Annotated in this window: 16 protein-coding genes and 1 tRNA gene; 11 read left to right on the forward strand and 6 right to left on the reverse strand. The window is 60.0% G+C overall.

Annotation, left to right across the window (positions count from 1 at the left end; translation table 11 throughout):
* The first annotated feature begins 254 nt into the window (after window positions 1-254).
* From cysD to ACZLZQ_RS08635, 4 genes are all read left to right on the forward strand, one after another.
* Entirely contained in the window at window positions 255-1,163 is a 909-nt protein-coding gene (gene cysD, locus ACZLZQ_RS08620) for a sulfate adenylyltransferase subunit CysD (RefSeq protein WP_472948985.1), read from the forward strand.
* A complete protein-coding gene (cysN, locus tag ACZLZQ_RS08625; protein WP_472948986.1) occupies window positions 1,163-3,046 on the forward strand; it encodes a sulfate adenylyltransferase subunit CysN in 1,884 nt (627 codons plus the stop codon). Before cysD ends, cysN begins: the two co-directional genes overlap by 1 nt.
* A 143-nt stretch (window positions 3,047-3,189) precedes the next feature.
* On the forward strand, window positions 3,190-4,029 hold the full coding sequence (gene cysQ / locus ACZLZQ_RS08630; RefSeq protein ID WP_472948987.1) for a 3'(2'),5'-bisphosphate nucleotidase CysQ: 840 nt from the start codon (window positions 3,190-3,192) through the stop codon (window positions 4,027-4,029).
* A gap of 186 nt (window positions 4,030-4,215) precedes the next feature.
* Window positions 4,216-4,305: transfer RNA gene (locus ACZLZQ_RS08635), tRNA-Ser, on the forward strand.
* 187 nt (window positions 4,306-4,492) lie between these two features.
* Here ACZLZQ_RS08635 and ACZLZQ_RS08640 read toward each other — a convergent pair.
* Window positions 4,493-4,714 carry a hypothetical protein gene (locus tag ACZLZQ_RS08640; protein WP_472948988.1) on the reverse strand — a complete coding sequence of 74 codons (222 nt, stop codon included), beginning with the start codon at window positions 4,712-4,714 and terminating at the stop codon, window positions 4,493-4,495.
* A 313-nt stretch (window positions 4,715-5,027) separates the two neighbouring features.
* On the opposite strand from ACZLZQ_RS08640, the gene ACZLZQ_RS08645 reads away from it, so the two are divergent.
* Window positions 5,028-5,402, forward strand: coding sequence for a MerR family transcriptional regulator (locus ACZLZQ_RS08645; RefSeq protein ID WP_472948989.1), 375 nt, complete (start codon window positions 5,028-5,030; stop codon window positions 5,400-5,402).
* A gap of 161 nt (window positions 5,403-5,563) precedes the next feature.
* Here the strand turns inward: ACZLZQ_RS08645 and ACZLZQ_RS08650 are convergent, their stop codons facing one another.
* Entirely contained in the window at window positions 5,564-5,797 is a 234-nt protein-coding gene (locus tag ACZLZQ_RS08650) for a hypothetical protein (protein ID WP_472948990.1), read from the reverse strand.
* A gap of 545 nt (window positions 5,798-6,342) precedes the next feature.
* Here ACZLZQ_RS08650 and ACZLZQ_RS08655 point away from each other — a divergent pair.
* Both ACZLZQ_RS08655 and ACZLZQ_RS08660 read left to right on the forward strand, forming a co-directional pair.
* Entirely contained in the window at window positions 6,343-6,570 is a 228-nt protein-coding gene (locus tag ACZLZQ_RS08655; RefSeq protein ID WP_472948991.1) for a helix-turn-helix domain-containing protein, read from the forward strand.
* Between the two features lie 260 nt (window positions 6,571-6,830).
* Window positions 6,831-7,148 (forward strand): hypothetical protein, encoded by a 318-nt coding sequence (locus ACZLZQ_RS08660; protein ID WP_472948992.1) that lies wholly within the window; start codon window positions 6,831-6,833, stop codon window positions 7,146-7,148.
* Here the strand turns inward: ACZLZQ_RS08660 and ACZLZQ_RS08665 are convergent.
* Window positions 7,145-7,378 carry a hypothetical protein gene (locus ACZLZQ_RS08665; RefSeq protein WP_472948993.1) on the reverse strand — a complete coding sequence of 78 codons (234 nt, stop codon included), beginning with the start codon at window positions 7,376-7,378 and terminating at the stop codon, window positions 7,145-7,147. The genes ACZLZQ_RS08660 and ACZLZQ_RS08665 overlap by 4 nt on opposite strands.
* Window positions 7,379-7,893: 515 nt before the next feature.
* Window positions 7,894-8,067, reverse strand: a complete 174-nt coding sequence (locus ACZLZQ_RS08670; RefSeq protein ID WP_472948994.1) for a hypothetical protein — start codon at window positions 8,065-8,067, stop codon at window positions 7,894-7,896.
* A 99-nt stretch (window positions 8,068-8,166) separates the two neighbouring features.
* On the opposite strand from ACZLZQ_RS08670, the gene ACZLZQ_RS08675 reads away from it, so the two are divergent.
* The gene (locus ACZLZQ_RS08675; protein ID WP_472948995.1) at window positions 8,167-8,445 is read left to right on the forward strand and encodes a hypothetical protein; all 279 of its coding nucleotides are present in this window, start codon (window positions 8,167-8,169) and stop codon (window positions 8,443-8,445) included.
* A gap of 529 nt (window positions 8,446-8,974) precedes the next feature.
* On the opposite strand, the gene ACZLZQ_RS08680 is transcribed toward ACZLZQ_RS08675, so the two are convergent.
* Entirely contained in the window at window positions 8,975-9,490 is a 516-nt protein-coding gene (locus ACZLZQ_RS08680; RefSeq protein ID WP_472948996.1) for a Panacea domain-containing protein, read from the reverse strand.
* A gap of 747 nt (window positions 9,491-10,237) precedes the next feature.
* Here ACZLZQ_RS08680 and ACZLZQ_RS08685 point away from each other — a divergent pair.
* The 3 genes from ACZLZQ_RS08685 (at window position 10,238) to ACZLZQ_RS08695 (ending at window position 12,214) form a co-directional block, all read left to right on the forward strand.
* Window positions 10,238-10,471, forward strand: coding sequence for a hypothetical protein (locus ACZLZQ_RS08685; protein ID WP_472948997.1), 234 nt, complete (start codon window positions 10,238-10,240; stop codon window positions 10,469-10,471).
* Between the two features lie 120 nt (window positions 10,472-10,591).
* Entirely contained in the window at window positions 10,592-10,954 is a 363-nt protein-coding gene (locus tag ACZLZQ_RS08690) for a PilZ domain-containing protein (RefSeq protein WP_472948999.1), read from the forward strand.
* 1,026 nt (window positions 10,955-11,980) lie between these two features.
* On the forward strand, window positions 11,981-12,214 hold the full coding sequence (locus ACZLZQ_RS08695) for a hypothetical protein (RefSeq protein WP_472949001.1): 234 nt from the start codon (window positions 11,981-11,983) through the stop codon (window positions 12,212-12,214).
* Between the two features lie 765 nt (window positions 12,215-12,979).
* Here the strand turns inward: ACZLZQ_RS08695 and ACZLZQ_RS08700 are convergent.
* A complete protein-coding gene (locus tag ACZLZQ_RS08700) occupies window positions 12,980-13,297 on the reverse strand; it encodes a hypothetical protein (RefSeq protein WP_472949002.1) in 318 nt (105 codons plus the stop codon).
* Between the last annotated feature and the right edge of the window lie 3 nt (window positions 13,298-13,300).

Below are 13,300 nucleotides of genomic sequence, written 5' to 3' on the forward strand. Positions count from 1 at the left end.
TTTCAACGCGAAGCCTGAACGATCGCCAAGCTGTCTAGACAGGTCGGCGGCCAACATCCAGCGAAAGAAAGGGCGGTAGTGCGGAAACGTTTCTTCCCCAAGGTAAGAATTTCGTCGGGGCCTGGCCTTCCGTTCGCCATGCCGTCGGGGTAGCCAAGGAATGGACGCGCCAAGACGGTTCGGGGCGGCGGCGGCGTGCCGCGGGTTGGCAAGCCGCAGCGGCGCCGACAGCATGAAGGCTAGAGAACCTCCTTATGGGCGAGCAGCACCTCCATCACCTAGCCCGCCTCGAGTCCGAGAGCGTCCACATCATGCGCGAGGTCGCGGCGCAGTTCGAGAACCCGGTGATGCTGTACTCCATCGGCAAGGACAGCAGCGTCATGCTGCATTTGGCGATGAAGGCGTTCGCGCCGTCGAAGCCGCCGTTTTCGATGCTGCATGTCGATACGACCTGGAAGTTTAAGGAGATGATCGAGTTTCGCGATCGGCGGATGGCCGAGCTCGGCCTCGATCTCACCGTCCACATCAATGAGGACGGCGTCCGGCAAGGCGTCGGCCCCGTCACGCACGGCTCGGCTGTTCATACCGACGTGATGAAGACGCAAGGCCTGAAGCAGGCGCTCGACCGATACGGCTTCGACGCGGCCTTTGGCGGTGCCCGGCGCGACGAGGAGCGTTCGCGCGCCAAGGAGCGCATCTTCTCCTTCCGCACCGCCACCCACCGCTGGGACCCGAAGGACCAGCGGCCGGAACTCTGGTCGCTCTACAATGGCCGGATCCACAAGGGCGAGAGCATTCGCGTCTTTCCGCTGTCGAACTGGACCGAGCTCGATATCTGGCTCTACATCCTCCAGGAGAAGATCCCGGTCGTGCCGCTCTATTTCGCGAAACCCCGCCCGGTGGTCCAGCGCGATGGCGCGCTGATCCTCGTCGACGACGAGCGGCTTCCGCTGCTGCCGGGCGAGCGGCCGGAGATGAAATGGGTCCGCTTCCGGACGCTCGGCTGCTACCCGCTGACCGGGGCGGTGGAGAGCCGCGCCGAGACGCTGCCGGAGATCATCGACGAGATGCTGGTTGCGAGGACCAGCGAGCGTCACGGCCGGGTCATCGACAAGGACAATGCGGCGTCGATGGAGTTGAAGAAGCAGGAGGGGTATTTCTGATGGGAGCGGGCGGTATCGACGACTTCCTGCCGGCGGCGGCGAACCGGGATCTCCTGCGCTTCATCACCTGCGGCTCTGTCGATGACGGCAAGTCGACCTTGATCGGGCGGCTGCTCTACGACAGCGCCGGCATGCTCGAGGACCAGCTGTCCGGGCTGGAAGCCGATTCCCGCCGCTTCGGCACCACCGGCGAGGGCGAACTGGATCTGGCGCTGCTGGTCGACGGGCTGATCGCCGAGCGCGAGCAAGGCATCACCATCGATGTCGCCTACCGCTATTTCACCACCGCCCGGCGCAAGTTCATCGTGGCGGACACACCCGGCCACCTGCAGTACACCCGCAACATGGCGACGGGCGCCTCGACGGCGGACCTTGCCGTGCTGCTGGTCGACGCGCGCAAGGGCGTCGTGACCCAGACGCGCCGGCACGCCTACATCGTCTCGCTGCTCGGCATCCGAGAGCTGGTCGTCGCCGTCAACAAGATGGACCTCGTGGGCGGCGACGAGGCGGTCTACCAGGAGATCGTCGGCGACTGCCGCGCCTTCGCCGAGAAACTCGGCATCGGCGCCATCACCTGCATTCCTGTCGTCTCGCTGACCGGCGAGAACATTTCCCGGCCGTCGACGACGATGCCCTGGTACACCGGCACGACGCTCCTCGACCATCTCGAGACCGTCGACATTGCCGGCGAGGCCCCGGGTGCGCCGTTCCGCATGCCCGTGCAGTGGGTGAACCGGCCGAACCTCGACTATCGTGGCTTTGCCGGCAGCGTGGTCCGGGGCCGGCTCGAGGTCGGCGGGCGCATCACCGTGCTCCCCTCCGGCCAGACCGCCGGCGTCGCTGCGATCGAGACGATGCAAGGGGCGAGCCAAAGCTGCGGTACGGGCCAGGCGGTGACGCTGCTGCTCGACGAAGCGGTCGACGTCAGCCGCGGCGACGTCATCGTGTCGGCCTCTGCACCTTGCGAGGTCGCCGACCAGTTCGCCGCGCATCTCGTCTGGATGGGTGACCAGCCGATGCTGCCCGGCCGGCGCTATCTCCTTCGCTCCGGCACCTCTTCGATCGCCGCCCAGGTCACCGAGATCAAGTACCGCGTCGACGTCGACACGCTGGAGCATGCCGCCGCCAAGCATCTCGATCTCAACGATATCGGCTATTGCAACCTCTCGCTCGACCGGCCGCTGCCCTTCGACCGCTATCGCGACAGTCGCGCCATGGGGAGCTTCATCCTGATCGACCGGCTGACCAATGCCACGGTCGGCGCCGGCATGATCGACTTCGCGCTGCGGCGCTCGGCCAACATTCGCTGGCAGAAGATGAAGATCGACAAGCGCGCCCGCGCTGCCAATACCGGCCAGACGCCTTGCGTGCTCTGGTTTACCGGCCTGTCCGGCGCCGGCAAGTCGACGATCGCCGATCTCGTCGAGCAGCGGCTGCACGCGCTCGGCCGGCAGACCATGTCGCTCGACGGCGACAATGTGCGACACGGCCTCAACCGCGATCTAGGCTTCACCGACGAGGACCGGGTCGAGAACATCCGGCGCGTCGCCGAGGTCGGCAAGCTGATGGTCGAGGCCGGCCTCATCACCCTCGTCAGCTTCATCTCGCCTTTCCGCAGCGAGCGGCAGCTGGCGCGGGACCTCCTGGAGGAGGGCGAGTTCCTCGAGATCTTCGTCGATACGCCGCTGACCGTCTGCGAAGGCCGCGACCCGAAGGGGCTCTACCGGAAGGCAAGGGCCGGCACTCTGCCGAACTTCACCGGCGTCAGCAGTCCCTACGAGCCACCGGAGGACCCGGACCTGCGGCTTCTGTCCGCCGAGCGCAGCGCCGATGACCTCGCCGACGAAGTTATTGCCCTGCTGTCGCAGCGGGGCATTCTGTAGCGTTCGCTGGGCAGGGCGGACACCCATCTTCGTGGCGGGACAGAGGCCCGCAGGCGGAGGGGGCGGACATCGGCGTCGGGGCATCGAAAGAGACGCCACGACGGACCGAGCGACGGTGAAAACTAGAGACGGATCAGAGGATCATGACGCGCATGACAGCCGAGCAGCTGGTGTCGAACCTGCCGGAGATGCTCGCCATCGCCATTGCCGCCGGCGCGGAGATCATGACGGTCATCGCCAGCCCGCTCGACGTCGCGTCCAAGGGCGATGGCAGCCCGGTAACGCTCGCCGACGCGCGGGCCGAAAGGTTGATCTGCGAGCGCCTGTCGCGGCTTTGCCCCGGCATTCCCATCGTCGCGGAGGAGCAGGCCGCGTCCGGCATCCTGCCGCCGGTGCTCGGCGACCTCTTCATTCTCGTGGATCCGCTCGACGGCACACGGGAGTTCATCGAAGGGCGTCCGGACTTCACCGTCAACATTGCGGTGATCTCCGGCGACCAGCCGGTGCTTGGCGTCGTCTACGCGCCAGCCCAACGACGGATCTTCTGGGGAACGGCCGAGGGAGCCTTTTGCGGTCAGGCGATGCCCGAGGCCGGGAGCGCGGTGGCGGACGTCTCCCGCCTTGCCGTCCGACCCCGCCCGTTGCGCGCCGTGGTGGTGGCCAGCCGCTCGCACGGCAATGAGGCGACGCGCCGCTACATCGAGGGGCTCGGCCCGGTCGATCTCCTCGCCGCCGGCTCGTCGCTGAAGTTCTGCCGCGTCGCCACCGGAGAGGCCGACCTCTACCCGCGTTTCGGCCGGACGATGGAGTGGGACACCGCGGCCGGGCAGGCCGTGCTGGTGGCGGCCGGCGGCGCCGTGCTCGCCCTCGACGGACGCCCGTTGCGCTACGGCAAGCGCGACCAGTCCGGCGACGGCGACTTCGCCAACCCGCATTTCATCGCCTCGGGCGGGCAGGCGGCCGAGCCAGCGACCGCCCTCTAGCCATCAGTCTCGCCCGGTCCTGTTTGGGCGGGCAGCAAAGTCTCCGCGCATCCCCGCGCTCCGCCGCGCCATCGCCGTCCGGCCTTGCGCCGGACAACGTCCCACCCCGGCGATGCCGGCACGATATTCCGCCCGCGTGTCGCTTGCCTGTTGCAATGCCGCCCCTCATTGGGTATTCCCCGCCTCGGAGAGGTGGCCGAGTGGTCGAAGGCGCGCCCCTGCTAAGGGCGTAAACGGGGAACCGTTTCGAGGGTTCGAATCCCTTCTTCTCCGCCATAAGTCTAGCGATAACAGCGGCTTATGAGGCTCTTTCGGAGCCTACCATAACACTCATCCTAATTAGGAAAATGGCGCCGCCCCGGTGGTGACAGGACGGCGCCGGCCGCGCCTTGGGGGTGGAAACCCAAGGGGCCTGACCGCGACGGAGTCCGGGTTTAAGCCGGGGTCCGAAGGGTGTCTCTGATTATGCGGCCCGCAGCGCTGGCGCGAGGAATGTCCGAAGCCGGCGGTCATCCACATTCATAACGTCGTAGAGATGACGCCCGGCGTCCGACGTGAATCGCGCCATCACGACCGATGCCATCCCACCTGCCACGTATTCAACGCGCTGGCCGACTGCAAATTCAAAGTTATCGTTCGCCGCTTCGGCAGCGTGCTCGGCGTGGATGATGGCTGCGGTGTGCATTGGCTTGTCCTCCGTGTTGGCGTTGAGCAATAATTGCCACGACCAAGACCTAGAGTCCATAGTATTAGTGGTTCAGTACGGTGGGAGTCATACCATTTTAGTGTAAAATGGTAAGATGGTAGAATTGTATAGTCTAACTATACGGGGTTGTTGACAGGGGTAGGCGTGCGCTTGCGGTTCGACCGGAGCGCGAGCAAATCGCCGGCGGACCAGCACCCTGCCGATCCTCGCCATCAATAAGCCTTCCATAGGAACGAAACCGCCTCCCTGAACGATTCCGCCGCCGCATAGGCCCATATTTCAGGAGCCTTTGTTGGCCACGATCGAAGATAACCACCCGCACACAATCAGTCAGGTCGCCGCAATGCTCGGCGTCACGCAGCGCACGCTGCGCTTCTATGAAGAGCTTCATTTAATTTCGCCCAAGCGCAGTTCGGGCACCCGCCGCGTATACAGCGATGCTGACGTGGCCCGCCTGAAGAAGATCACGGACCTTGCCCATCTCGGCTTCTCGCTCGTCGAAGTGAAGCAGTTGCTTGGAGCCAAGTCGGAGCATCAGTTAATCGAGGCGCTACACCGGCGGCACGGCGAGGTCTCCGCAGAGATTGAGCATCTTCAGAAAGTCCTGAGCGACGTTACGGACGCGATCGCTGCGGCACATCCAACGTCCCATGATAAAGCCGCTTGAACAGGCCTCGCGTGGCCCAGACACAAGGGTCAGGCAAGGTCGAGGGCTGTAGGATCAGCTACCAGCGCCTAAGCCAATCCAGTGCAGCGCTGAAGCAGGTGCACGGGGCCGGTGACATTTTGCACGAGGTGTCGCCGGTTCGTGCCTGTGCATGTCGAGATTTACGAATGTAGCTTTCGTCCAGCCTCCAGATAAGCTTGCCTGATGATTAGCCGGGCGCGGATTTCCATGAGCTCGTCAAGCAGTGTTTGGATCGGGATGCGCCTTCTGGCGGATCCTACCGTTCCAACAGCTTGAGGTCGGATAAGAAACGCGAAATCTGCAACCGCGATTAGGGCCTCGTCTGCCTCATCGATCAGCTTGTTGTTCTCTTCTAACACGTCCTCGATATCCACGACGCCTCCCTATTCCCCGTGGCCTGCAAACGGGGGCCGCGGCTACCCACAGAACGCAAACGTCCGCTGTCACCCTCGGAAAGGCGAAAGCGGGTTATCTCAAAATAGGTGCGGATTGGATTTTGCGGCCGCCTCGTAAGCGGTTGCCAGAACTGCTAGGACGGCAAGCACGACTCTGACCGAACGCTTCTGCAGATACATTGGTGATCCCTCCCAGGAGTCACCAATGGTAAACAGCTCATTAAGCTTCCGGCAAGCGATCCTTTAAGGGAGGTTGCTCCTAATCCCAACGGACAGCTAGGGATCGCCTATATAGCCGTTGCAGACCCGTACACGGCTTCGCGTACGGGTCTGCAACGGCGCCGGAAGTTGGGAGCGACCGACGCACCAGTCGACCCGCACGTCCACGGGAGTGGCGCGCGCGTCTGCAGCGAACGTCTAGGTTGGGAGCCTGACGCTGCGGCAGCCAAGCATTCCGCTGTGTCACACGCCAGATATCCAGACGGGGTAGGGAGCGGGAAATTTCACGATAATCGGATGTCCCAATGACCCCTCACCAGTTTCCTGAAGCGGTCGTCGCCATGATGATCGACGGCTTCACGACCGCGAAAGCGTTCCGCCACCACGCTGGCCTGCCGATCCAGTACGTCTCCGCCCGCAGCGGCATCCCGGTCAGCCGCCTGATCGGTATCGAAAGCGGCACCTCGGCTACTGTTTCGGAGATCGCTGCAATTGGAAAGGCGCTCCATCTACCACACGGAATCCTGAGCTAATGCCTCGGCGTCTGTTGGAGAGGATCAGACGGCGGCTGCGAAGCCAGCCGAAGCGCCACCTGTGCGGCTTCGAGCGCCGACGTATCGTCGCAATGATTGACGCTGGAATTACGCATCGGACCCTAATTCGACAGCACGGCTTCACGAAAGCCGAGGTTGACCGGGCCATCAGGGCGCATGTCGGACGGGAGAACGAGAACGAGAACGAGAACGAAACTTGACTATGACAGTGCACGATGTGCGTTTATGACAGCACATGAATGTACGGAGTTGTACAAATGCCAAGTGTAATTGAGAACATCGCTGTCACGGTTTCCGAACTGGCGACGCCGGACATGAAACCCAAGGCACTAATCGCCGCCGTAAGGGAAAAGTACCCGGAAGCGACAAAAAGCGACATCGTCCGAGCTGCGTTTCTCGCGGTGATCAACGATGCCGACGGCGACCCAAAGAAAGCCGACCGGGTTCATGCGGCGGCACTCACGCAGCGGTCTAGCGATTCAGACGAGAAGAAGGCGAAGGCGAAGAAGCCCCGCAAGGTAAAGGCGAAGCCTTCCGACAACGGAAAGTCCGCCTAGGAGCGTTTCCAGATTTTGGACTGCTCGAAAGCGGCGGAGATCCGCCTAACCTCGTCGAGGCTCGGATCCGAACCGCCTTCGATGGCGACGAGCCTCATGCGGTAAACGCCGGACAGTTCCGACAGCTGCTCGATCGAGAGCCGGAAATAAATCCGGAGCGCTTTCGTTACAGGCACTCCATTAGCGATCAGTTCGGCGATTCCAGCATTCTCTTCGTCCCGTTCCGTCATCGTCGTCTCCGCGTCGCAGCGGTCGTAAACCACGGCGGTCTTTCAGGAATATGACGGTTACCGATGTCCCGGCTTCCACTCCCGCTCGACCATCTCGACGTGTCTGCACATGCTGAGCACAAGGTGCTCGGCCAGAAGCCTCGCTGCTTCCTCGTGTGCCGGCGAGTAGCGCTTGCGCGGGGTCTCAGCGATCATCGTGAACGTCGACGCTTGGCAACTCTCGCATAGCCAGCAACAGCGCTGAGCGGGCCGTGTGCTGCGTCCGCGTGTGGCTGCCGTCAAAGCGGAGGATGGGGGCGATATAGTTCGAGCGCTGACTCATGAGACTGGTGCCGTCTGCCCCGCCCTACAGATAGCCAGCGTTGCCACGACGGTGCGCACAGCCGCAGCGCCAGCTACCTTGGTGGCATGAGACAGTTCAGCCCACGCCTCTCGCCGAACAGCCAACCGATCACGTCTGGCGTCTCGCTTGAGCTCGTCGATGTCGGTGATGAAGCCTACGTGGATTTCGCAGCTCACGACCGTAGGCCTCGGCGGACGTAGCCAGCGGACACCGCCTGATCGATCTGACGCTGACCCGGAATGAGTTCGCGGATGGCGCGGCGCAGGTCTCCATCACAAAGGCGTATGGCCTCCTGAACCTTGTCCTCGATAGCGTCTACGACGATCTTTCGCTCTGCCTGGCCCATGTCCGTCTCCCGATTCTCCGGTGGATGGTGACACGGTAGACGCTAGACGTGAAGCATTTGTTCCTGTTCTGTTCACATTTGAGGACAGGAGTCACAGGAATGGTTCAGGGCATCAAAAACTATGCGGAAGGGCTGAGGAGAGGTCTCGGCATCGTCGTGAAGTGCAAGCCTTGCGGCAAGTCGATCACCTACCGGGCGCTAGACTTTCAGGGCGTGCTGAAGCCAGGCGACGACATCGAGGAGCGGCTGTGGCGGTGCCGGCACTGCGGGACCTATAGCGAGTGGATTCGGTACGTGCCGCTTGAGGGGCGGGAACGGGAGGGTTTGGCGCAGTGGACGCCACCTTATGGAAAAGCGGGTCGCCGTTCGAGGGATTGAGTGAGGTGGGGCCGTCGAAGCCCAAGTGGGTGTCGAAGCGGTGATTATGAACCAGGCTTGGTCACGGTTTTTACGGCGTCTACCAACAACGCAAGATGAGGCGGGAGGGGTTCGTCAGCATGCCTGTCTGCCAGGGTCCGAAATACGCCTTTGATGACAAGCGTGACAATTAAGATTGCACCGGCAATTATTGAGGTGATCAAAGCGACGCGGGGCGCCTGCCCAATAAAGAAGAACGTCATAGGCAGGAATATTATAAGATAAAATAGAATTATTAAGAGTGAGAGGACCAACCCAAGAGCCATCCAAAGCACCGTCTTTCGGATTGACCGTAGGCTGTCGGACTCTTTGCGCAAGTCTGCAACGTAGTCTGTGAGCTCCGTAACTAGCGACGCACTTCGTCCAAGCTGTTCCAACCCTAATTCTAATTGCGACGTAAGCTTAACTTGATCCCCAATAGACTCAGAAGCGGCGGCACGACTTCCGTGTGTCTGAATAGCTGAAATATCAAGTGTAGACTCGTTTTCGCTCATTGATTAGGCACACTCCGTTCAACCTGTAACTTACGGAAATGAGACTGAATTAGCTCCTCAGGAATAGTGCTATATGGACCTGAGCTGTTATAGGTCTGCGTCCAAGGTGTTCCATCTTGGTGCATTATGTTCGACAATTGAAATGCATGCATCTGACCGTATGAATCAACTACAGTTTTCAATATGCGGGTTTCATCGGGATTTAGATTCGCTCTAAAGACCGTCCCTGTAGCCTTGTCTTGTGCCAGCGTTATTATAGGTGCCGAGCCACGCCCGACAAATGCCTTGTAAACCTGAGGATAGACTGGCCCATACTGCCATGCCTGAACATCCTGTGTTACAATGGGTCGACCAAGGAGAGCCAAACCCCAACCCTGCACAAGATAGACAAGCTTGAGCAGCTGCATAATCGTTAAGGATATTCCCTGCGATTGAGCATAAAGCAGAATCTCATTTGCGATGGCGCGGGCGTCGTGAGCCGTAGCGCGGGCATCGTGTGACGTATTCGACATGAATTCTCCCTTGCGCTAGAGGACGAACATGAATTCGCGCGTACCGCCAAGCGGTGCAACCGCTCACCGAACATAAGAATTTTTGTTCGAATAAGTAGGATCAGCAATTTCCTGAACATGCAAACGCCGATGCGGTCGCTTTGCTCAGGGCATAAGAAAAGCAGCAAATCCGGCCGTTCTGAGCCAGATCTTTTCGCCGCATAACACTTTTCCGCGCCCAAGCGTCGAAAAAGTTAGAATCGGGCCGGTGGCTCAGTGGCAGCCGGCCCGCCTTCAGTCCTGCAAATGACTAAGCCGCGATCCAAGCCACCTTCTCGTTCCGCCCCGCGAACACATCGTAGTCGGTATTAGCCGGCACGAAGTAGCGCGTCCCAGTGGTCGCATTCGGCGTCTCGCCTAGAGCAACCCACGCGTCAGTAGCAGCCCGAATTCGGAAGATCTGCGTCTTTCCCTGTGGCGAGTCGGAAGCCGACGGTGTCGCCTTCGTTGTGGTGCCTGGCGTGGCCAACGTCTCCGACCAATGGGGCGAAGAGATAAGCGCTTGGATGCCAACGCTCTGTCCGCCTGCGTTTGCACAGATGATGTGAATGCCTATGAAAGCCATGAATTGAATTCTCCATAAGTGGCCGCCGCAGCGTGCCGGTTGGGGGAGTGGTGGTGAGGGCGAATGGTTGATCCCAATTCGCTTTTTTGCCGGGATTGCATGGCATCCATTATCGGCACGACGCATCCGAGGAGCAGCTGCCGATGACCATCACAGAACCGAAGCGCCCGCCCGAACACGCCTACCGCGGCGTCGACTGCGAACACGCGATGGGTCCGGCTTTTCAGGAAGCGATAGTTGAGGCGCTGGCCGCAGGATGGACGGAGGCCGAAGCGGCTGAGGCCATGCTAGAGCTGGCTCGCAACCATATCGCCGGCATGCTCGCCGATCAGTACATGGACATGGACATCGAGGCAGCGGCTCGCGCTGTCGCTTGAGATCAGAGGAATGGCCTCGGCTACTTGCGCTAGGCCCTTAACCATTCGGCTCCCTTACTGGTTGTCCTGACGGCAGGTAGTAGGTAAATGTTTGGTAAGGATAGAGCGCAGGGAGTTCACATGCTGGAGCGACGCAAGCAGGTAAGGCGCCGGGTATGCTTGGAAGGGCATATAACCGGCGATCTCCACAGCGCTCCAATCCCTGTCAGAGTCCGTACAATATCGGCTGCCGGCGCCGAGATTATCGCGCCCGACATGAAAATGCCGGGAGACATCGTCGACCTGTCCCTTGTCAGGCTTGGGTCTATGCCCCGAAAGGCACAGATCGCCTGGCGACGCATGGGAAACTTCGGGCTTCGTTTTCTGCCCACATCCTCCGACGCGGGCGATGTCATCGATGAAGGCTCATCGCTGGTGCGGAAATGGCGGAATGAAAACGCGGTGCCGACTATGATTGCCGATCGCCGTTACCCAAAGGGCTAAACTTCACTCCCTCAGGCAGTCAGGTTTGCGGCGTTGCCCGCCTGAGTGAGGTTGCCCCTAAAGCGGCCGGCAAAGCGCAAGCCACGCTCAACTCACCACGCCCTTGGTGATCGCTTTGATCTCGTGAAGCACTTGCTGCTCTAGCCTCGGCCCCGCTTTTAGGAATGCCGTTGCGGCTTATGCGTCACGCTGACAATGCGGTACCTGCCGTCGATGCGGGACGGGCCATTCGTTGGTTCAGAACATTGTTGCGGTCTATTTGGGATCATGAAGTCCCGCGAACTCTGCGAATGGCTGCACATCTAGCGAACCTAAATGCGTGTGGTGCATTGTCGCGGTATGACGCAACGTAACAAACGTCGAAGCCACCTCCGACATTTCGCACGCGTGTGGTTTCGCCACCATCAGCGCGAGCAGTTTCGCGTCCGCCAGTTTTGGCAGAGGTTCGGCCAACTCGTGATTGAGCAGCCGAACTCTCAACACGTCATCCGAAGGCCCTAGGGCCGAGGAGAAGGGCAGCTCCCTATGTTTCGCCGCTGACGGGGGCTGCCCTTCGATTAATTAAAATTTGACGAGACGACAGCTTAGCATCAGATTCGTTTGCAAGCTTTGCATTTCTGCAGGGTGAGCCGGAGGGGCGCGCATTTCGCCGTGAGCGCCTCTCCATTTTTTTTCGCTGCTATGAAATCGCTATCGCGAACAACGCCCAGAAGATCGCACCGAACAATCCGCCAGCCACTATTCCGCGTGATGGACCGAGTTGGCGTTTGCGTGTCAGCGATTCCTCAATCAGTCGAAACTGTTTGCGGTTGCGTGAGCGTGTTTGGATCATCTTTCGTCCTCCTCCCTACGAAACGAGCCTAGCGGCAGCATAGATCCGCGACGGGGAGCAGGGAACGTGGACCAGTCCCTCGGTGGTCACGATGGGGTGGCAGCGTCGGGATCTGAGGAGACTGAAGCGACCGCGTTATTTCGCCCAGATCTTATGGCTTGCAGAGCTACAATGTCACGCAGCCGAGGCCATAAATGAACATTACCGGACCTAAGAACCCACCAGAACATCCTGACCGCGGTATGGACTGTGAAGTTGCGCTGAAGCCGACGTTCGAAGAGGCCATTGTAGAGGCCCTGACCGCTGGGTGGAGTGAGGCTGAAGCGGCCGAGGCAATGCTGGACTTCGCCCGTAAGCATATCGTTGGGATGCTGATAGATCAGGGCATGGAGCGCGATATCGAGGCCGCAGCGCGCTCCGTAATGTAGCCGAGCTACCGTGTGCACTCTGAAGGTGGTCGAGGTGCTAGTTACCGACCTCAACTTAAACGTGGCGGAAACGCCACGTATACGTTTTACCGGACATACGCATATCTGCGATGAGCCCGCTTGGCAGTCCAAGCAGAGAGGCAAGAAGACGACTCGAGTCCAAGCAGGCGACAGCTGCGCCTAACATTTCCTCATCACAGCCTGCTTCGAGTAAGAGTTCTGAACGCGTCAGGGCTCGACCGGCAGCAGTCACGGCTGCAGTAATTCGCTGAAAAGCAAAGTCAGCCTCATCGTGAAGGAAGACACTCAATTCGTAGCGAAATGCATCTGAGTTCAGTGTTTCAAGGTCCATTGTTTGGAATATAGATTATTTAACGCTCGATGTCTGCATTTAAGTTGCATGTGGCTCCGCGTAGGTCGCAGTCTGCGACGTTCGCGAGACGAAGCCTCGAATTGATCGTAACCGTGAGGCGTGGCTGCCAGTCGGATCAGCACCGGCGGTAATGGGGATCGAGCATCTTATATGCTCACTCGACATTAATGTCGGGCGGTGGTAATCCTTAACTAATAGTTAAGGATTTGAGCATGACCCGCCTGACCACCGCCCTTACGCCGTACATCGGAGTCGGCATTTTCTTGACGGGTCTGCTGGTGCTCAAAGGTCGCTTGCTGATCGGCCTATAGCGACGCTACTTGCTAGCCCACCAGTTAGTCCGAGGTTTTCAAAGACAACGACAACGACAACGACAACGATGGCGTAGCGCATCAGTAGAACCGCAGCCTGCTCTGACCTTCAAGTTCTATGACTTTAACCTTTAGTCGCTTCATATGCGGCAGCATTTCGTAATCGAATTTGCTAGCATCATCGGGCGTCAGAAGCTTCTGGACCGCAAGAAAACCAGAAAACTCGTCGTGAGATACACCTAGCATTTCCAGCAGTTCCGCTTCAGTTGGCCGTCCTCCGGCGGGCAGACCGGCGACCGTTTCAATTACGCGTTGCATCCTACTGAGAAATTTCGGCTGAAACATATCGTTGAGCTTGGCGGTGAATTCCAACGAGTTCATGTGGTCTAATTTTTTCATGGG

It is taken from the genome of Mesocryomonas lacus, assembly GCF_055730105.2.